This is a genomic window from Pseudomonas sp. G1002 (assembly GCF_013385455.1).
Lineage (GTDB): Bacteria > Pseudomonadota > Gammaproteobacteria > Pseudomonadales > Pseudomonadaceae > Aquipseudomonas.
The window spans coordinates 509,700-530,054 of sequence record NZ_JACAPY010000027.1 but is presented as its reverse complement, the minus strand read 5'-3'; the positions used below and the strand labels follow the sequence as shown (position 1 = coordinate 530,054).

Below are 20,355 nucleotides of genomic sequence, written 5' to 3'. Positions count from 1 at the left end.
TTCCTTATGTCAGTGCCTGCATTTGTTGCCCGGGGGTAGTTTTCCTCGGCGTTTAAAATATTTTCCGATTTTTAATCTTTCCCATACCTGCATATTGCCCTTCGTCGGTGCTGCCATAACCCTTTTGTAGGCAAGATTTTTGGATTTCAGCCACTTTTGGGTATATCGCCGATTCGGATTGACGGTTTCACCGACTTTCCAAACTTCACCTTTTTTCAAATAGACTTGGCCTATTGGCTTTTTATGGCCCCATGCCATCTCGTCATAAAAGCCGTCCTTTTTCGCAATCAGGTAATAAAGCTCGGGGGCCAGTCCCCATGGATCAATCCAGGATATTGGATTGGGGGCGTACTGATAAAAATTGATCCCGCCGTCAAACTCAATCGGATCCGGTGTCGTAAACCGTCCCACGTCCGGATCATAAAACCTGAAAGTATTGAAATGCAGCCCCGTCTCCCGGTCCAGATACTGCCCCTGAAAGCGCAGGTTCTGTTCTTCGATGTAGTACGGCTCGCGCACTTCCTCAACCGTATTGCCCCACACACGATATGTCGCGCGCCAGACATTATGCCCGTCAGCTTCAGTCAGTTGCTCCGGCAGTCCGTTGAGGTCGTTGTGGTAGTAGCGGATTTTCTGCAGCGGCCCGGTGCCGTCAACGCGAGCCAAGGGTTCGCTGCCTTCATCTTCATAGATGTAAAGACTGGTCTGGCTGTGTTTATGCTCCTGCAATAACCGCAGCCCATCCCAGGTAAACCGGGTTTCCCCCAGGGGATAGCCGTCGTTGCCATGTTCGGTTTTCTCAATGCGTCGGCCCAACGGGTCGTAGATCATCCTGACTACGCTGCCGTTTTCATTGCGCACTTCAATCAGCCGGCTTTCTGCATCGTAGGCGAAGCGTTGCAAGCCACGCGCTGCGCTGCGTTTTTCGATCATCCGACCGAACGCGTCATAGCGATAACGCTTGTCCTGATAGGTCAGCAGTTTGTTATGCACGACCAGCCCAGCGCCTGACTGCGGGCCATCCAGCAGGTTGGCGGCGGCATCGTAGGCAAACGTTTCGCGCTGGCCGTGCAGGCTGTCCTGGCTGGCGATGATGCGGCCAGTGGCATCGTAGTGCAGCAGTTGGCGATGTTGTATGGCAGATTGCTGGTCGAACTTGCCGACCAAGTTGTCGGCAGGGTCATACTCGAACTGCTTTTGCGCTGTCGCTGGCATCAACGATGGCAGGCCTGTAAGGCGGTGTTGGCGTGAGCGTAGACGGCCGCTGCGGTCATACTCACTGCGGGTGCTGAGTCGGCCTTGGGTGCGCAGTACTTCGCGGTGCAGGCGGTCGCGTTCAAAGTCGCTGATGACCTGGCCGTCGAGATTGACCTGATGCAAGTGACCGCTGCCGTAGTACAGGCGATTGAGCCAGCGTCCGTCGGGTATCTGGGTCTGGATAAGATTACCGAGTTCGTCGTAGTGGTGCTGCAGGGTGCCCATAGAACTCTGTTCGGCAAGCATTTGGCCGAGGGCGTCGTAAGCGAAACCAAGGGCTTGGGTATTGCCCAGCAGGTCGGTGAAGGTGACGGCGGTGAGCTGGTCCAGCGGGTCGTAGGCGTAGTCGGTGCGCCCATCGTCGGTGGTTTTGGCGATCAGCCGACCTACTGCGTCACGTTCCATTTGATGGACAATGGGCGCTGGCGGCGTCTCGGGAACCAGGCCTAGCCCGTTGCCGTAGGGGGCCGGAGTGGCGGTCACCGTGGTGATATGGTCCAGTGGATTGTAGGTGTAGCTTTTGGCACTGCCATCGAGGTCTTGCTGCTCAGTCAGCCGATCCCCGGCGTCCCAGGCAAAGAGATAACGTTCGCCGTTCTCGTTGGTCAGTGCTTGCAGGCGCCCATAGCTGTCATAGCCGAACTTCACCTGCCGGCCATGAGCGTCGGTGCGCAGGCTTATCTGGCCACGTCGATTGTGCTGGTAGAGCGTGGTATGTCCGGCAGGGTCGGTGTACCCCACGAGTTGGCCGCTGACATCGCGTTGAAACAGCTCGATGCGACCGTCCGGCAGTTGGTTGCTGAGTAAGCGCCCCTGGAGGTCGTAGCTGAGTTGAGTGCGCTCGCCAAGCGCGTCGGTGATCACCTGCAGATAGCCGCGCTCGTCGTAGCTGAAACGCGTGGGATAACCCGAGCAATCAATGTGTTCGACCAATTGCCCGAACGGATTCCAACGCAGTTTTTTGCTTTTACCGGAGGCGTCGATGATTTCCACGACCTGGCCGTGGGCGTCATAGCGATAGCGGGTGATGTGGCCCAGCGGGTCGGTTTCGGCAACGCAATTGCCGCGAGGATCATAGCGATACTGCCAACTGTTGCCGGCGGCGTCGGTCTCCACCAGGGGTAACGCCCAGTGTTCAAGCCACAACGTTGAATCGCTGCGGCCCAACGGGTCCGTTTCGCCGATCAGGTTGCCGGCGTCATCATGCTTGTATTCATAGCGTCCACCTTGCGGGTCGGTGGCGCTGAGAAGTTGGCGTTCGTCATTCCACTCGAACAGCCAGGTTTGCCCCAGCTTATCGCTGTATTGAATGATCTGGTGCTGAGTATTCCAATGTCGGGTGCTGACGCGCTGTAAGCCGTCGATGATACGGGTGAGGCCCGCCTTCAAGTCATAGTCGAACTGGTAGGAGTCACCTTCATCGGTCCAGTGTCGGACGACTCGCCACTCTGAGTTTTCAATCAGTGCCCATTCATAGAAGCACCGCAACCCGGTGGGTAACTGATGCTCCACCATTCGGTGCCCGGCATCGTACGTGAAGCGCCGCTGCACCTGGCCAGAGGCATCGCGCACCTCTGCCAGATTGGCCCTGGCGTCATAGCCGTAGCTGACGAGCACTTCGCGACGTTGATCTGGGAATAGGCGTTCGACGCGAGTGACGTGCTCATGTTCGCGTATCAACTCGACCTGCACCAAGTCGAAGGTATCGCGCAGGCGTACCAGGCGTCCGGCCTGGTCGTAGTCGAGATGAATGCGGTTGTCGTTGCGGTCGCCAAGTTGAATCAGGCGCAGCAGCGACGGGTTGGCTGTGGGCTCAAACAAACGATATAGGCCGTCGTCACTTTCAATCAGCAACTGCCCGTTGAGGTGCCGACGCACAGAGAGCCCTTCGCCGGGGCTGAACACCGCCCCCCCCAACGGGATCGAGCCCATGTCGATAGGGCGCCCCTGCTCGTCGGTGTAGACCAGCGCTTCACCGCCTTCTGGATGAGGTTGGATTTCGACGCATACTTCATAAGCCACACTCCAGCCTGTACCGAACAGTGTGCCTGGGCGTTCGTCGCGGCTGTTGTAGAAGCGTTGCCAGTCAATCGGCAGGATGGCGGGCAGTACAAAATCCAGTTCATCGGTGCCGCCCAGCACCTTCGCTCCCGTTGCAGCATGCACCGGATTCGACGAGCCCATGGCAGCGTTGGTCATCGCGTCCATCGCGCTGCTGACGGCCATCGAAGTAGCCCCGCCAATCAGCATGCACGGCAACTTGCTGAAGAACTTGCCCTTGCCGCCCTTGAGCATCAGTAACGCGGTGACCGCCAACCCCACGCCCGGCGTCTTGCCACTGCGTATTTCCCGCACCACCACTGACCCGCCGCCAATGGTCACGTTCGATGAAATCAACCCGGACGACACCACTGTTGCATCGCAGGTACTACGATCACCACTGCGCACCGCAGGCTGGCCATTGATCGTGACCTTATCCGAACCCTCGGCCAGGAACTGCGGAGGCATCGGTGGATGCTTCATGCAGGTGACCAAGTCCAGAGGCTTGGGCACGGCTCCTGGTGTGGGAGTAGCCACCGTGGGGCGCCACATTTGGGAGAAGAAGCTCTCGGCCATATCCAGATAACTGGCTTCTGGTTCGGGTGCGGGTTCTTCCAGTTCGGTTCCGGCTGGCGCGACATGCGAGCTGATCGCCCCCGCGGCACGTGCGGCGGGAAGGTTGTTGGTCAGGGTATCGGTGGCACCGGTGAGAATATTCGCCTGTACCGTGGGCGGAAACAGGGCGTTGCTGAAGCTGTCGCATAAATTGGTGAGGCCTTTGTCCGCCCCGCTCTTGCTCATGAGAAGGCCGACAACTGTGCCCACCACTGCGCCGAGCAGGACGCATCCGAGTCCGCCGGTAGCGACGGTGATACCGGTAGCAGCCACCACGGCAGCAGTCGCTACTGCAGTGATCGCGATATTGGCCGCCACCTCCAACACACCGCCGAGGATGTCGGCCATCATTGAGGTGTGGGAGAGCGCGTCGCCCATGCGAGCGGCCCATAGAGCATCAGACATGCATGGTGCCCATCAGGAAATCGCGTCGAACGACAATGAGTTTTTGATCGTCGCCCAGTGCGCCGCCTCGGCATCGCCCAGCTTGTCTGCCTTCACATAACTCAAGGCGAGCATCTTGCGTGTGCCCGGGATTACCAGAGCCAGTTGGTACTGGAACACCTTGTCACTGCCCTTGCTGAACTGGCTGCGGAGCTCTATGCCTTCTACTTCCTTTGTTGCACCTAGACGGACACCGACGCCCGGTTGATAGCGCAAATCCTGCACCTGTTTTTCCAGGCGTTTGAGCTGTTCGTCGAAGTTGCTGTGCAGGGTTTCGCCATCGGTGAGGAAGCTGCGGCTGATGATCAAGGAAGTGCCCAGCTCGGGGAACTTGAGGATATTGATCGTAGCGTCCTGCAGCTCGCCGGCCGGCAGTTGGAACTGAAATTCGTTAATTCGGTACGTCATGGAAAACAGGTCTCGTCAGGAGCTTTTAGGCGCGGGGAACGCGGCTTTGATATTGGCGTCGATGCTGGCTTTCATGCCCTGACCATCGGGTGTTGCGCCGGGGCCGCCGCCGTTGTTCAGGTGCAGGACGCCGCCGGTATTGAATTCGGCATCGCCGCTGGCGTGGAAGCTGATATTTACGCCACTCAGGTTGATCTGCCCGCTGGCGTTCAACTCCAGGATGCTTTTACCGCAGACCAATCGCAGGTTTTCGCCCACTTCAATCACGTAGCTCTGGCTGATGCTGTCGGTCTTTCTCTGGCCCACCGAGAGGATGTCTTGATGCTTGACGATGCGCACTCGATTGTTCCCAATCGTCACCGTCTCGTTATGTCCAATACTCTTGTTCCGGTCATGCCCCACCGAATGGCTTTCATCCACCTCCACCACGATGTCCTGATTGCGCTCGGCATGGATGTACAGCTGCTCCAACCCCTTCTTGTCCTCCATGCGGATTTCATTGAAGTTGGCCGGTGTGCCGCCTTTGCTGGAGCGGCTTTTCATCCCGCTTTGGGTGGCGTTTTCCGGCAAGTCGTAAGGCACGGTCTGCTCGGCGTTGTACACCCGGCCGGTGATGATCGGCCGGTCGGGATCGCCTTCCAGGAAGCTCACAATCACTTCCTGGCCGATCCGCGGGATCTGCATCGAGCCCCAGTTTTTTCCGGCCCAGGACTGCGATACGCGAATCCAGCATGAGCTGTTTTCGTTGGACTGGTCGTGGCGGTCCCAATAGAAATGCACCTTGACCCGGCCATATTGGTCGGTCCAGATTTCTTCGCCCTTGGGGCCCACTACCAGCGCGGTCTGCGGGCCTTTGACGATGGGCCGGTAGGTGTTGGCCAGTGGGCGGAAACTCTGTTGCGCGTCGATGCAGGTAAGGGTGCTTTCGAACTGCGCCGAAGGCGCGCCACCGCCGCTTTCGAGGCTTTCCTGGGAGATGTAGTAGCGGGCGCCGACGATCAGGTATTCGCGGTTCTGGTCGCGGCGACTGAAGCCGGTGAGGCTGAACAGGTGGCCGGAACCCAGGCCCCGGGCGTTGCCGCTGAACTCCACTTGTTCGTGCAGGGTTTGCAGGGCTTCGATGCGGGTGCGGGCGTAGTGTTCGCCGTCTTCGCTTTTGACGTAGGTGCCGGGGTAGTCGTACAGCGGGTAGTCGCCGGCGGTGTGCGGGCGCGGCATGGCCGAGCGTACGTCGATGCTCGCGCTGGGGCGCTGGAAGTCGTAGTCGTTGAGCTCAAGGGAGCCGGGCTGTACTTCCTGTGCCAGGTGCCAGTTGTGCATATGGTCGCGTTCGCGCTGCTGCTCGTCCTTGGGGTAGTAAGGCACCGAGGCGTAGCCGGGCACGTTGGCGTGGGCACCGTAGGCATCGGCCAGCACCAGCACGTGGCGGTCCTGCTCGTGGCGGAAGAAGTAGTAGATGCCTTCCTGTTCCATCAGGCGGCTGACGAAATCGAAGCTGGTCTCGCGGTACTGCACGCAGTATTCCCACTCGCGGTACGGGCGGCTCAAGGCGTCTTCGAAGTCGGAAAAACCCAGGTCGCGAAACACCTGCTTGATGATCTGCGGGATGCTCAGGTTCTGGAAAATCCGGCAGTCGGAGGTGCGGCTCAGCAGCCACAACCACGGGCGCAAAGTCACCTGATAGCTGGCGAACTGGCCCTGGTCGATGTTCTGGCTGCAGCGGGCGACGATGCCGTGGAAGTGCCGCTCGCCACCGTCCGCCAGTTGCAGGTTCAGGCTCATGGGCTTGCCCAGCAACTGGTTGAGGTCGATGTTGGCGTCCAGCGAGGTCAGCTGCAGTTCGAAATTGAACAGCCGACCCAGCTCTTCGCCGCCACCCATTTCATTGAGCAGCAGCACATCCGGCCCCAGGGGGCTGGTGATCTTGGCCAGGCGTGAGGCTTGGTTGAATAACATCGGTTAACCCGTAAATAGCTTAATAACTGTAGGAACCGGCTCCAACTGTGGGAGCGGGCGTGCTCGCGAATGCGGTGAATCAGCCACTGGATGCATCAACTGATGCACCGCCTTCGCGAGCACGCCCGCTCCCACAGTTTTGATCGCATTCCGTCAGGTCAATCGTTGAAGTCGTAGTGCAATTCGTTATCCCGTGTGCTGATTCGCACGCCCGCCAGCGCCTTGCCTTCGAGCATGCGGGTGAGGAATTCGCGACTCATGTCCGGCAGCAGGCTGTTGGTGAGGATGGTGTCGATCATCCGCCCGCCGCTTTCGGTTTCGGTGCAGCGGGACACGATCAGGTCGACCACGTCGTCGTCGTAATGGAAGGCGACTTTGTGGGTGTTCTCCACGCGCTTCTTGATGCGGTTGAGTTGCAGGCGGGTGATCGCTTTCAGCATCTCGTCGCTCAGCGGGTAGTACGGAATGGTCACCAGGCGGCCGAGCAGCGCCGGCGGGAAAATCTCCAGCAGCGGCTGGCGCAGGGCCTTGGCGATTTCCTCGGGCTCGGGGATGTTCGCCGGGTCTTTGCAGACCTGGGAAATCAACTCGGTACCGGCGTTGGTGGTCAGCAGGATCAAGGTGTTCTTGAAGTCGATCACCCGGCCTTCGCCGTCTTCCATCACGCCTTTGTCGAACACCTGGAAGAAGATTTCATGCACGTCCGGGTGGGCTTTTTCCACCTCGTCCAGCAGCACCACGCTGTAGGGTTTGCGCCGCACGGCTTCGGTCAGCACGCCGCCCTCGCCGTAGCCGATGTAGCCTGGTGGCGCGCCCTTGAGGGTGGACACGGTGTGGGCTTCCTGGAACTCGCTCATGTTGATGGTGATCACGTTCTGCTCACCGCCGTACATGGCTTCGGCCAGGGCCAGGGCGGTTTCGGTCTTGCCCACGCCGGAGGTGCCGGCGAGCATGAACACGCCAATCGGCTTGCTCGGGTTGTCGAGGCCGGCGCGGGAGGTCTGGATGCGCTTGGCGATCATCTGCAAGGCGTGGTCCTGGCCGATGATGCGTTTCTTCAGGTGCTGGTCGAGGTTGAGCACTGTCTCCAGTTCGTTGCGGGCCATGCGGCCCACCGGGATGCCGGTCCAGTCGGCGACCACCGAGGCCACGGCCTGGTAATCCACGGTCGGCAGGATCAGCGGAGTTTCACCTTGCAGGGTGCTAAGGCGTTGTTGCAGGTCTACCAATTGGGCACGCAATTGATCATCGCCGCTGTCCACGACACCGGATTTTTCGCGCAACGTCGCACGGGTGGCGAGCAACTCATCCACCAGGGTTTTCTCTTCGGCCCAACGGCTTTCCAGGGTGGCCAGGCGCTCGCGTTCGGCGCTCAGCAGCGCTTCGCTGTTGGTCTGGCGCGCACCGATGGCGATGCCGATCGCGTGCTCGCGGGCGATGATTTGCAGCTCGGTTTCCAGTGCCTCGATACGGCGGCGGCTGTCGTCGACTTCTGCCGGCACCGCGTGCAGGCTGATGGCGACGCGGGCGCAGGCGGTGTCCAGCAGGCTCACGGATTTGTCCGGCAATTGACGCGCCGGAATGTAGCGGTGGGACAGCTTCACTGACGCTTCCAGCGCTTCGTCGAGGATCTGCACCTGATGGTGTTTTTCCATGGTCGAGGCCACGCCGCGCATCATCAGCAACGCCTTTTCTTCAGACGGCTCGGCCACTTGCACCACCTGGAAGCGACGGGTCAGGGCCGGGTCTTTTTCGATGTGCTTCTTGTACTCGGCCCAGGTGGTGGCGGCCACGGTACGCAAGGTGCCGCGGGCGAGGGCGGGTTTAAGCAGGTTGGCCGCGTCACCGGTCCCGGCGGCGCCACCGGCACCTACCAGGGTGTGGGCTTCGTCGATAAACAGGATGATCGGTTTCGGCGAGGCCTGGACGTCTTCGATGACCTGGCGCAGGCGCTGTTCGAACTCGCCTTTCATGCTGGCGCCGGCTTGCAGCAGGCCGACATCGAGGCTGCGCAGTTCCACATCTTTCAGCGCGGGTGGTACGTCGCCGGCGACGATGCGCAGGGCGAAGCCTTCGACCACGGCGGTCTTGCCGACGCCGGCTTCACCGGTAAGGATCGGGTTGTTCTGGCGGCGACGCATGAGGATGTCCACCAGTTGGCGGATCTCTTCGTCACGCCCGACGATCGGGTCGAGCTTGCCGCTGCGGGCCTGTTCGGTCAGGTCGACGGTGAAGCGCTTGAGGGCTTCCTGCTTGCCCATCGCGCTCGGGGCCATGGCGCCGCTGGCCTCGCCCGGTACAGCACCGGCGTTGAAACCGTCGCTGGCACTCAGTGCATTTTCGGGCGAGTCGCCGACGTATTCATCAAAGCGTTCGCTCAGGGCTTCGGCCTTGATCTTGTCGAACTCACCGGACAAGCCCAGCAGCGCATGGCGCAGGCTCGGCGTCTTGAGAATCCCCAGCACCAGGTAACCGGTGCGCACCTGGCTTTCACCAAACATCAGGCTGCCGTAGACCCAGCCGCGCTCGACCGCTTCTTCCACATGGGACGACAAGTCAGTGATCGACGTCGAGCCACGGGGCAGGCGGTCCAGGGCTTCGGTCAGGTCGCGGGCCAGGCGTGCCGGTTCGACGTTGAACTGACGGATAATGCGATGCAGGTCAGAGTCCTGCAGTTGCAGCAACTGGTGAAACCAGTGGGCCAGTTCCACATACGGGTTGCCCCGCAGCTTGCAGAACACGGTGGCGGCTTCGATGGCCTTGTAGGCCACGCTGTTGAGTTTGCCGAACAGTGCGGCGCGACTGATTTCACCCATGCTCTGGATTCCTTGAGGTGTTGGCGTGTTCGGCGTAATGCCGGGCCAGGATTAGGTCGTTGGCGTCATGCTCGGGTTGGCCGAGCCAGGTGTTGAAGCCCAGGCGGAACTGGCCGTTGAGTTGCAGGGCCGGCACTTCCGGTTGTTGCAGAACCAGGTTCAGGTCCCAGTCCAGTTCGTGGCCCAGGTACTCGGCGACCCACGCCACCAGCTCGTTGAACGGCTGGCTGCCGGGCAGCATGCCCATGTAGTCATCGAGCTTCAGCGGGCCCAGGCGAATGCGGAATTTATGCTGGCGGTCCCACACGTGGCTGCCCAGGCAAAAGTCCACGCCCAGCTGGTTGGCGCTGACACTCACGCGGCTGCGTTCGGGCAGCTCCAGCCATTGGCCGACGTACTCTTCGATCTCCACCGGCAGGCCGAAGTACTCGCCGAGAATCGCCTTCAGGCCGTCCGGATAGCGGGTTTGTGCCGACAGGTGGCCGCTGTAATGCAGCTTCGCCGTGTCGGGGATCAGGCCCTGGTTGAGCAGGCTCGGGGTGCCGCGACCGCTCAATGCGGCGAGGCGCGCCGACCAGTAGTCATCGTCCGGGCGATCATGGCTGACGGTAGGCCGCGCCTCGGCCCAGGCGCGATAAAACAGGGTCAACAGGCGGTGGTGGAACACATCCAGGAAGCGCTTGCTGGTGCTGTCGGCGTTGTTGCGCTGGCGCTCACGCACGTACTCGGTGATGTGCAGCGGCAGCGGGCCGTTGGGGCCGCCGAGGCCGAAGAAGAACTGCTCCAGCCGTGCCGGCTGGCCTTCAGCCCCAGGTTCGACCGAGGCCAATGTGGCCGGCGCAAAGGTGCAATCGGCCTGCTGCCCGAGACGCAGCGGGTCATCCGCCAGGCGCAGGGAGTGCCCCAGGCGTGGCAGGTCCGGCGATTCGCACTCGATACGCCGCAGCGCCTGGAAGAAGTCATATTCCCAGGGCTCCTGATGCATTGCATCCAGGGTACTCACAGGGTCGGACGGCGTCCGGGCTTGGCTTTCCATCGCATGATCTCGCCGCGTTCGGTGGTACGGATCACCGTCTCGGTAAAACTGTTGATCGACACGTAGCGTGCCAGGAACCGTTCAAACACCGCACCGAGCAGGAACACGCCGGTGCCGCGGAACGCGTTTTCATCAAATTCCAGAGTGATCTCAAGGCCGCGGCCAAACACGATCGGGCCGGGCATCGGCAGGCGCCGGGTCACCGCCTTGCTGCTGACTTCCCGCAGGCCTTCGATCTGCAATTGCAGGGCGGCGTCGTTGCTGTCGCCATACAGGCGCAGCAGTTCACGCAGCGCGGCGGCGCCCTGGCCTTGCTCGCTCAGCGACAGGTAGTTCAACGACAACTGGCTGATCAGGCGCCAGGCCTTGGCGTCATGGGCATGGCTGGCGCGCGGGCGGCTTGGCCCGGCGACGCAGCGCACGGCCAAGACCGGCGCACTGTCGGCCAGGGTGAAGTCGGTCTTGCCGTTGCCCACGCTCATGAACAGCGGCAAGTCGCGGTTAGTGCACAGTGCGGTCACGCCCAGTTGGCGCAGGTCATGGCGGTACGGGGCTTGCTGGGTGTCCACCAGGCTGACGAAGGTTTCGCTGCCCACATAGGTGGAGCGCGGCCCGTTGCGGCGCTGGTCGCTGGACAACACGCGGGGTTCGCGACGCACCGTGTAGTAAGCCTGGTCACGGCCATAGCGCGACGGATCGCGTACTGCATAGAACGGCAGGAACGGCTGCTCCGGTCCGGTGCCGTGGCCCGTGATGCCGCTCAAGGAGTGAATCTCGAAATCCATCGGTCGCGTGCGGTCGGCGATCACATGGTGTTCGTTGACCCGCTCGGACAAGTGAATCCGGTCCACACGCTTGGGAAACAGGTTGATTGCTGGGGTGCAGAACGGCACGAATTGCGCCTTGCCGACGCTGCCTTCCAGGCTTGGATCGTGACGGTCGAACAGCACGATCAGTTCCAGTTCCTGGCCGTCACAGCGTTTGACTGCACGGCTCAGTTCAGCGAATTCAACGAATAGAAAACGGTGGGGCAGGGCGAAGTATTCCTGGAGCAAGCGATAGCCCTGGAATGCCCGAGGCACCACCGGCATTGCCGCATCGGCGTCATCGAAACCCCGGGAGCGCAAGGCATCCGGCGGCAGGCGTTCCACCCAATCACCACCGGGCTTGCGCGCGAACACCGCGCAGGCATTGCCCAGCAGTTGTTCGTAGAGGCGGAACGGTTGTTCGTCGGCACCGCTGAGGTACAGCGGCAAATTATCCAGCGCCAGGCTGTTGAACGGCAGCTCGGCGCCGGTACGCAAGGTCAGGCGCAGGCCGGCCTTGGCCTTGGGTTCGCTGGCGGCCAACCGCCCGAGCACGGCGGACGGGTTGCCGAAGTACTCGGCCTGGGCGACCTGCAACGGCCACAGCGTCACCGGGTGCGCGGTGCGGTACTCGCAGCAGGTCTGGGTTTCGCGGCCCAAGGCGGCGCGCAGGACGGTGTCGCGGGGCAGTGGAAAACCACTGGCCAGGGAGCCTTCATCGGGATCGGCCTGCAACTGCACCACGGTCATCGACGGGGTCGGCGCCAGGTAGTGCGGGTAGGCGATCTCCAGCAGGTTGTTGGTGAAGGTCGGGTACTCGGCGTCGAGCTTGAGCTGGACCCGGGCCGTGAGATACGCAAAGCCTTCGAGCAAACGCTCGACGTACGGGTCGGCGCAGTCCATGCCGGACAGGGTCAGCCGACTGGCGATCTTCGGGTATTCCTTGGCGAACTCGGCGGCGCTTTCGCGCACGTGGTGCAGTTCCTGGTTATACAGCTCCAGCAAGCGCGGGTTCATGGGCGTCTCCGCTGGTCGGCGTTCACCACACGCACATGGCCGGACTCCAGGTCCAGGTCGGTTTGCAGCAACAGGCGCAACGGCACCGGCTGCGCCCACAGGTCGCCTTCGATCTCGAAACTCAGGGCGTTGTGGTTCATCTCACCGTGGCCGACGCGTGCCTTGACCCGCAAGGTGTGGCGCAGGATGCGCGGCTCGAAGGTGGCGATGGCTTGTCGAATCAAGGCTTCCAGGGCGCTGATGTCGACACTGGAGACACTGTTGCCCGCCAGCGCCGGCAGCCCGTAATTGACCACCGACGTACCGGCAGGCGTGTGCAGCGTGGCATCGGCGTTGAGCAGTGAAGTGGTGTTGAGCAGCCACGTCAGGTCACGCAGCACCGAGGCTTTCAATTGGCTCAGGGACAGCACGCGTTTGTCGGCGCTTTCCTTGGGATTGGTCGGGTCATCGTCAGTCAACCGGTCCAGCAGGGACGGTTGCAGGCGATCGCGGGAAGCAATTTCAGTTACCACCAAAGCAGCTCCACGAACGGGTTGCGAGAGGAACAGGGGGCTTGCAGCCGCCACTTGGGGTGGCGGCTACAGGGGCAATCAGCGTTTGGTGTTGGAGCGAATGTTCCAGCCAAACTTGATCGCGCCGCCGTCTTTGGTGCCGTCGGCTTTCTGTGGCTGGTAGTCCACCATCACCTGGGCAAAGTTCAGGGTCACGTTTTCGGTCAGGCGGTCATCGCTGCCCGAACCGCCGGTGCTCAGGGAGGTGACCAGCACTTCTTCCAGGTTGATGATCATGTACTCGACCTGGCTTTCACCGCCGGCCTTGCGCACGGTCAGCGTGACCTTGTCGATGTGCTTGCCGCTCGCGCAGTGCATCATCAGGTTGGGCGAGGCCTTGTCGACGTACTTGGTCAGCGACAAGTCCTGGATGTTCACCTTGCCCGCACCGCCGCCACCGCCCACGTGCATGTTGCCGGACTGGGCCATGCCCCAGCTCCAGTTCAACACGTCGATTTCGTCCTTGTGGGCCTTGTCCATGGACTCGCCCTTGATGTCGCCGATCTTGATGAAAATATCAACAGCCATGTTTTCTCCCTGTGTGGTCTGAGCCACAGAATTTGTTAACGCTGATCGTTCCCACGCTCTGCGTGGTAACGCATCTTGTGACGCTCTGCGTCACTGGGACGCGGAGCGTCCCGGGCGGCATTCCCACGCGGAGCGTGGGAACGAGCGACGGTGTTACGCGCCTTTCGCCGAAGGCAGCTTCGATACCAGGCGCAGCGACACGGTCAGCCCTTCGAGCTGGTAGTGCGGGCGCAGGTAGAACCTGGAGTTGTAGTACCCCGGGTTGCCTTCGACGTCTTCCACGATCACTTCGGCGGCAGCCAATGGATGCTGGGCCTTGGTGGTTTCGGTGGAGTGCGCCGGGTCACCGTCGACGTAGTTGAGGATCCAGTCCTGCAACCAGCGCTGCATCTCGTCCTTCTCTTTGAAGGAACCGATCTTGTCGCGCACGATGCACTTCAAGTAGTGAGCGAAACGGCAGGTGGCGAACAGGTACGGCAGGCGCGCGGCCAGGTTGGCGTTGGCGGTGGCATCCGGGTCATCGTATTCGGCCGGTTTCTGCAGCGACTGGGCGCCGATGAAGGCAGCGAAGTCGGTGTTTTTCTTGTGCAGCAGCGGCATGAAACCGTTCTTCGCCAGTTCCGCTTCGCGGCGGTCGCTGATGGCGATTTCGGTCGGGCACTTCATGTCCACGCCACCGTCATCGGTCGGGAAGGTGTGGGCCGGCAGGTTCTCGACTTCACCGCCCGACTCCACGCCACGGATGCGCGAGCACCAGCCGAAGTGTTTGAACGAACGGTTGATGTTCACCGCCATCGCGTAAGCGGCGTTGGCCCAGGTGTACTTGGAGCTGTCGGCACCGTCGGTGTTTTCTTCGAAGGCGAAGGCTTCCACCGGATCGGTCTTGGCACCGTACGGCAGGCGCGCCAGGAAGCGCGGCATGGTCAGGCCGATGTAGCGCGAGTCTTCCGATTCACGCAGCGAGCGCCAGCCGGCGTATTCCGGGGTGGTGAAGATCTTGGTCAGGTCGCGCGGGTTCGACAGTTCCTGCCACGAGCCCATGCCCATCACGGTTGGCGAAGCGGCGGCAATGAACGGTGCGTGCATGGCGGCGCAGACTTTCGACAGCTCGCCCAGCAGCTCCACGTCGGGAGGCGACTGGTCGAAGTAGTAGTCGCCCACCAGGCAACCGTAGGGTTCGCCGCCGAACTGGCCGTATTCTTCTTCGTACATCTTCTTGAAGATCGGGCTCTGGTCCCACGCGGTGCCCTTGAATTTCTTCAGGGTCTTGTGCAGGTCCGGCTTGGAGATGTTGAGCACGCGAATCTTCAGCTGCTCATCGCTCTCGGTGTTGTTCACCAGGTAGTGCAGGCCACGCCAGGCGCTTTCCAGCTGCTGGAAATCCTGGTGATGGATGATCTGGTTGACCTGGGCGGTGAGCTTGGCGTCGATGGCGGCGATGATCGATTCGATCGACTTGATCGCGTCGTTGGACACCAGGTCGGTCTGGGCCAGAGCCTGCTCGGCCAGGGTGCGCACAGCGGTTTCCACGGCTTCGCGGGCACGCTCGGTCTTGGGTTTGAATTCTTGCAGCAGCAGGTTCGCGAACTCGCTGGCTTCTTCGGTGGTACCCAGGATCTGGGTGCCTTCGCGGGCGGTATTGTCAGTCATGATTACTGCTCCCCTGCAGGCTTGGGCGCGCTGGCAAGTGCCTGAAGCAGTGCCGGGTCCTTGATCGCCTTCATGATGATTTCTTCAGCGCCGGTCTTGCCGTCCATGTAGGTCAGCAGGTTGGCCAGCTGGGTGCGGGCTTCGAGCAGTTGCTTGAGCGAATCGACCTTGCGCGCCACAGCGGCGGGGCTGAAGTCGTCCATGCTTTCGAAGGTGATGTCCAGGCTCAGGTTGCCTTCGCCGGTCAGCTCGTTGGGCACGTGGAACGCGACGCGTGGCTGCATGGCCTTGAGGCGCGAGTCGAAGTTGTCGACGTCCACTTCAAGGAACTTGCGGTCGGCCACAGGCGCCAGAGGCTCGGCGGGCTTGCCGGCGAGATCGGCCATCACGCCCATGACGAAGGGCAGCTGGACCTTTTTCTCGGCGCCGTAGAGCTCGACGTCGTACTCGATCTGCACCCGAGGCGCACGGTTGCGCGCGATGAATTTCTGAGAACTTTGCTTCGCCACGTTGCTGCTCCTGGTCGCTTGAGCGACGGTGTTGTAACTGCGCGATCCGTACGCTTATTCGCTGTCCGGCCCGCGCAGATTTTCAAATTGGGACATGCCGTCGGGAATCAGGTTGCGCACGATGGCCGCAAAGTCGGCGTGCACCAGATTCTTCGCCCGGTTCAACAGCACCGGCAGCGGGCTCGAAGGCTCGTGCCGGGTGTAGTACGCAAGGATCTTGTCGAGGCTGCGCAGCACTTCATCGCGGCTTGCGATGTCGCCGGTCGGGCGTGCTGCAACGGGCGCGGCGGCGTATTCAACCGAGGGGGCATTGTCGTCACTGACAACCTCGGGCTCGCTGGCGGCGCCGCTGTGCGGGGCGTATTGGTTAAGTATCTGCACGGCCTGCTTGAGCAGTTGCTTCAAGGGGCCGAGGTCCACGCCCTGGGCGGAACCTACCTGGTCGCTGACGTATTGTTCGATGGCCTCACAGGCGTCGCGGGCGGCGTTCAGCGCGTCGCGGGTGGCTTGCAATTGCTCGGCATCGCTGTCGAGGAATGCGCCGTTAAGCTGTTCGGCACCGAGGTTTTCGCCGGGGAAACTCTGCAGCCCGCTGGCATTCAGCGCGGCGCGCAGGCTGACGGGCCCGAAGGTGCGCGAACGGGTGAGAATGGCCTCACGCAGCAGACGGATGTTCGCGTCGCTGGCCACGCCGCTGAGGGCGTTGATGCGCACGGTGGGGTCGTTGTCGTCATCGGCATCCAGGCGCGGATGCAGGTCGGCCCAGTATTCGCGCAGCAGCGCGTTGATCAGTGCGAGTGCGTCGGCAAGCCCTGCAATGCCCTGGAGGGCGAGGGCGGCTTGCAACAGGAAATGGGTGATGCGCAGGTCTTTGCTGCGTTGCAGGAGGTCGAGACTTTGCTGCTGGATGCTGCGCCATTCCGGAGGTTCGGCAGGCAGGATCGAGTCGCCCATGCTGCGCTCGGGTTGACCCTGTGCGGCACGCTCAAGATGCAAGTAATCGGCGTCATATTCCAAGTCTTCGCCACAGGGCGAAGTCGCGGAAACGGCGGCGAGCAGCAGAGGCACATCCACTAAATTCGATCTCCCTATCAGCCCGTTAGATGACGGGCAACTCATGCATTAGTTGCGCGAGGAACTTTGCATGTTTTCTTGGTCTTATTTAGCGCTTTGACATCATGATGATTTCAAAGTGCCATCATTGGTGTTCAAGAAGTTGTGCATTTTTGGTGTAGTACTTATGCCTTGTCAAGGTAAGCTATTCGCCCTCTATGACAGATGTGCGGTGCTTAACATCTTGTGCGACTGATCAGTCGAAGCAGGTGCCGAGGCAGGATTTTTGTCATACAGGCCGGTTAAGATCAGCAATTACGCGGGTTGAAGCAGGCTTTCAAGGTTTTGAAAGGATCTGTCGTGGATCTCTCGGAGCATTTCTCCCAGGGAACGGCCGCGCGCGAAGTATCAGCAAGGAGGCAAGATGTCGCTGTGCTTGACTATCACTAGTTATCACAAGATTACCCCTGGCCAGTGTTCTGAAAAGTCCCTGGATCAGGGAGTGATGGCTATTGGCCGCGGTTCCGAAAATGACTGGGTACTGCCTGATCCAGAACGTCTTGTTTCCACGCAACATTGCGTTATTCAGTACAAAGATGGTCGTTACTACTTAACTGATAACAGCACTAATGGAGTTGAGTTAGTGCATGCCGGTATTCGTTTGCGGCGGGGAAGCAGCGAGCCATTGCAGGACGGCGAACTGATCCGCATCGGCGATTACGAGATCCAGGCGCGTATCGATTTCAACCTGAAAGTGACAGATACCCCGTCTTTCACCGGTGACGCTTCCAACAGTTTCGAAGCCCTGATGGGCGCCGCCGTGAAGGCCCCGACGCCACCTCCGGTGATCGCGCCGCAGTTCCAGGGCGCCTCGTCGATGGACACCCTGCCGGACCTGTTCGACTTCCTCGCGCCCACCAGCGTACCGCCGGCCACCGTGCACGATCACGTGCCGGCCGAGCAGCACGACTTCCGCCCGCCGACACCGCTGCCCGTGGCTGAGCCGCCTGCGCCGGTGGTCTCGGGCTCAGTAATACCCGAAGACTGGGATCTGTTCGGCGATGCCCCGGCACCCAGGCCTGTTGCACCGCCGCCGCCAACACCGCCACAGCCGCCGGTCATCGAGCCGCCCAAGGTCGAGCGCCCGCTCCCGGTGGCTGATGCCAGCCAGCCCGACCTGTTGCAAGCCTTCCTGCGCGGTGCGGGCCTCGATCAGTTGCGCCTGGACAAGGCCCAGGCCGAAGCCCAGATGGAAAGCATCGGCCGCAGTTACCGGCTGATGGTCGAAGGCCTGATCGACGTGTTGCGTGCCCGCAGCAGCCTCAAGGGCGAGTTCCGCATGCAGCAGACGGTGATTCAACCGGTGGAAAACAATCCGTTGAAATTCGCCCCGAATGCCGATGAAGCGCTACTGCTGCTCCTACGCCACAGCAATCAGGCGTTTATGGCGCCGGACTTGGCCGTGCGCGACAGTTTCGACGATCTGCGCGCCCACCAACTGGCCGTCATGGCCGGGGTCGAAGCCGCCATCAAGCACCTGCTGACGCGCTTTGAACCGGCGCAGCTCGAAGAGCGCATGGGCAAGCCCGGCGGGCTGTCGAGCATTTTCAACGGCTCGCGCCAGGCCCAGTACTGGCAGCAGTTCACCGAGCTCTACAGCAATATTTCCCGCGAGGCCCAGGAAGATTTCCAGGACCTGTTCGGGCGTGAATTCAGCCGTGCCTACGAAGCGCACAGCAGCCGACAGCGTCACTAACAACGCAGTACATGGAACAACGGATAGCTAAGTACGTCATTGAGGACGCAGGATGATTCCCAGGTTTTTACTCGCAGTCGCCACCGCGCTTCTGCTGACGGCGTGTGCCAAGGATGCGGCCAAGCCCGAGGCCGCCGAAGCTGAGGCAGACACCGCCGCCGTCGAGCTGCATTTCCATGCCATCGCCGGGCTCAACCCCGGCGCCAATGGCCAGGCAGCCCCGGTACGGGTGCGGATTTTCGAACTGAAAAACGCCGCCACCTTCAGCCGTTCCGACTACTTCGCCCTGGCCGATCGCGCACAGTCGACCCTCGGCCTCGACCTGCTCGACCAGGACGAAGTGGTGATCCTGCCCGGCCAGCAATTGAGCATCCAGCGCGACCTCGACCCGTCCACCCGCCAGATCGGCCTGCTGGTGGGCTATCGCGAACTGGACCGTGCCGAGTGGCGCACGGTGCTCAACGTGCCGGCACGCCAATACACCGAATACCAGATCAGCCTCGATGTGCATGCCGTGCGTGCCGACGTCGTGGTCCCCCCATCCAGCCCTGCCCAATAAGAATCGGAGCCCCCATGTCCTGGAACAATCGCGTGGTCTGGTCGGAAGGCATGTTCATCGGAACGCAGCACTTCCAGCAGCATGACCGTTACCTGGAAAACCTGATCGATGCGCGCAGCCGCCCTTTGTCGGCGGGGGCCTGGGGCTTTTCCGAACTGTTGATCGACCAGGGCCTGCTGGCCCAGGGCAAGCTGGCGATCGTCTCGGCACGCGGCCTGTTACCGGATGGCACACCGTTCAATATCCCCCAGGACGACCTGGCGCCGAGCCCGCTGAATATCGACGACAACTTGCGCGATGGCCTGGTGTACCTGGCGTTGCCCCTTAAGCGTGCCGGCGCCCGCGACACCGTCGACGAAGGCGAGGCCCTGGAAGCCGCGCGCTATGTCAGCCAGGTGCGTGAAGTGCGCGACGACAACGCGCCCTTCGAAAACCGTGCGCCGGTGGCGGTCGGCTCCCGCGCCTTGCGCCTGTTGACCGCCCAGGATGGCATCAGCGATTACGCGGCCATCGGCCTGGTGCGCATCAAGGAAAAACGCGCCGACCGCGCCCTGGTGCTGGACGAGAGCTACATCCCGCCGGTCCTCGACGTGACGGCCAGCAAACCGCTGACCGCGTTTCGCAGCGAACTGCTGGGCCTGCTGCACCAGCGCGGCGAAGCGTTGGCCGGGCGCGTGGTGGCTTCGGGCGCCGGTGGTGCTTCGGAGATTGCCGACTTCATGCTGCTGCAACTGGTCAACCGCGCCCAGCCGCTGATCCAGCACCTGAGTCAGTTGAGCCCGCTGCACCCGGAGCGTTTCTTCAGTGAGCTGGTGAGCCTGGCCGGCGAGTTCTCGACCTTCTCCACCACGGGTCGCCGCCCCCACGAATACCCGCAATACCAGCATGACGACCTGGCCCTGAGCTTCACCCCGGTGATGCAGGCCCTGCGCGAGGCGCTGTCGATGCTGATCGACAGCAAGGCCACGCCGATCCCGATTGTCGAGAAAGCCTACGGCGTGCACGTGGCGATGCTGGCCGACAAAACCCTGATCGACAGCGCCAGTTTCATCCTGGTGGTGCGCGCCGATGTGCCGGGCGAAACCCTGCGCGCGCGCTTCGGCCAGCAAAGCAAAGTTGGCTCGGTGGAACACATCCGCGACCTGGTCAACCTGCAACTGCCGGGCATCGGCCTGCTGCCGCTGCCGGTGGCGCCACGGCAGATTCCGTACCACGCAGGCTCCACCTACTACGAGCTGGACCGGGGCAGCGAGCACTGGCAGCAACTGGGTAATTCCGGTGGCTTTGCGTTCCACATCGCCGGCCAGTTCCCGGGGTTGAACCTGGCTTTCTGGGCCATCCGAGGGTAATCCGC

At 61.6% G+C, this 20,355-nt stretch carries 14 protein-coding genes; 3 read left to right on the top strand and 11 right to left on the bottom strand.

Annotated features, from left to right (window positions below; all coding sequences use genetic code 11):
• Window positions 1–9: 9 nt before the first annotated feature.
• From HX801_RS16700 to tssA, 11 genes are all read right to left on the bottom strand, one after another.
• On the bottom strand, window positions 10–4,317 hold the full coding sequence (locus tag HX801_RS16700) for an RHS repeat-associated core domain-containing protein (RefSeq protein WP_177022392.1): 4,308 nt from the start codon (window positions 4,315–4,317) through the stop codon (window positions 10–12).
• 12 nt (window positions 4,318–4,329) lie between these two features.
• Window positions 4,330–4,764 carry a DcrB-related protein gene (locus HX801_RS16695; RefSeq protein WP_003213356.1) on the bottom strand — a complete coding sequence of 145 codons (435 nt, stop codon included), beginning with the start codon at window positions 4,762–4,764 and terminating at the stop codon, window positions 4,330–4,332.
• 15 nt (window positions 4,765–4,779) lie between these two features.
• Entirely contained in the window at window positions 4,780–6,720 is a 1,941-nt protein-coding gene (locus tag HX801_RS16690; RefSeq protein ID WP_003213354.1) for a type VI secretion system Vgr family protein, read from the bottom strand.
• Between the two features lie 158 nt (window positions 6,721–6,878).
• The gene (gene tssH, locus HX801_RS16685; RefSeq protein ID WP_177022391.1) at window positions 6,879–9,536 is read right to left on the bottom strand and encodes a type VI secretion system ATPase TssH; all 2,658 of its coding nucleotides are present in this window, start codon (window positions 9,534–9,536) and stop codon (window positions 6,879–6,881) included.
• Window positions 9,529–10,572, bottom strand: coding sequence for a type VI secretion system baseplate subunit TssG (gene tssG, locus HX801_RS16680; RefSeq protein ID WP_177020303.1), 1,044 nt, complete (start codon window positions 10,570–10,572; stop codon window positions 9,529–9,531). Before tssG ends, tssH begins: the two co-directional genes overlap by 8 nt.
• Complete coding sequence (tssF, locus tag HX801_RS16675; protein WP_063033828.1) at window positions 10,536–12,395, bottom strand: type VI secretion system baseplate subunit TssF; 1,860 nt, start codon at window positions 12,393–12,395, stop codon at window positions 10,536–10,538. Before tssF ends, tssG begins: the two co-directional genes overlap by 37 nt.
• Window positions 12,392–12,907, bottom strand: a complete 516-nt coding sequence (gene tssE, locus HX801_RS16670) for a type VI secretion system baseplate subunit TssE (protein ID WP_003213348.1) — start codon at window positions 12,905–12,907, stop codon at window positions 12,392–12,394. The genes tssF and tssE overlap by 4 nt, the downstream gene beginning before the upstream one ends.
• Window positions 12,908–12,985: 78 nt before the next feature.
• Complete coding sequence (locus HX801_RS16665; protein WP_003213345.1) at window positions 12,986–13,474, bottom strand: type VI secretion system tube protein Hcp; 489 nt, start codon at window positions 13,472–13,474, stop codon at window positions 12,986–12,988.
• A gap of 153 nt (window positions 13,475–13,627) precedes the next feature.
• Window positions 13,628–15,124, bottom strand: coding sequence for a type VI secretion system contractile sheath large subunit (gene tssC, locus HX801_RS16660; protein ID WP_003213343.1), 1,497 nt, complete (start codon window positions 15,122–15,124; stop codon window positions 13,628–13,630).
• Window positions 15,125–15,126: 2 nt separating this feature from the next.
• Window positions 15,127–15,633: a type VI secretion system contractile sheath small subunit gene (gene tssB / locus HX801_RS16655; RefSeq protein ID WP_003213340.1), complete on the bottom strand. Its 507-nt coding sequence runs from the start codon at window positions 15,631–15,633 to the stop codon at window positions 15,127–15,129.
• 54 nt (window positions 15,634–15,687) lie between these two features.
• Entirely contained in the window at window positions 15,688–16,707 is a 1,020-nt protein-coding gene (gene tssA / locus HX801_RS16650) for a type VI secretion system protein TssA (RefSeq protein ID WP_087693721.1), read from the bottom strand.
• 403 nt (window positions 16,708–17,110) lie between these two features.
• Between tssA and tagH the strand changes: the two genes are divergently transcribed.
• From tagH to tssK, 3 genes are read left to right on the top strand one after another with little or no spacing between them, the layout of a single operon-like run.
• Window positions 17,111–18,442 carry a type VI secretion system-associated FHA domain protein TagH gene (gene tagH, locus HX801_RS16645; protein WP_023659289.1) on the top strand — a complete coding sequence of 444 codons (1,332 nt, stop codon included), beginning with the start codon at window positions 17,111–17,113 and terminating at the stop codon, window positions 18,440–18,442.
• Window positions 18,443–18,494: 52 nt separating this feature from the next.
• The gene (gene tssJ, locus HX801_RS16640) at window positions 18,495–19,001 is read left to right on the top strand and encodes a type VI secretion system lipoprotein TssJ (protein ID WP_003213332.1); all 507 of its coding nucleotides are present in this window, start codon (window positions 18,495–18,497) and stop codon (window positions 18,999–19,001) included.
• A 14-nt stretch (window positions 19,002–19,015) separates the two neighbouring features.
• Window positions 19,016–20,350: a type VI secretion system baseplate subunit TssK gene (tssK, locus tag HX801_RS16635; RefSeq protein ID WP_003213330.1), complete on the top strand. Its 1,335-nt coding sequence runs from the start codon at window positions 19,016–19,018 to the stop codon at window positions 20,348–20,350.
• Window positions 20,351–20,355 lie beyond the last annotated feature (5 nt).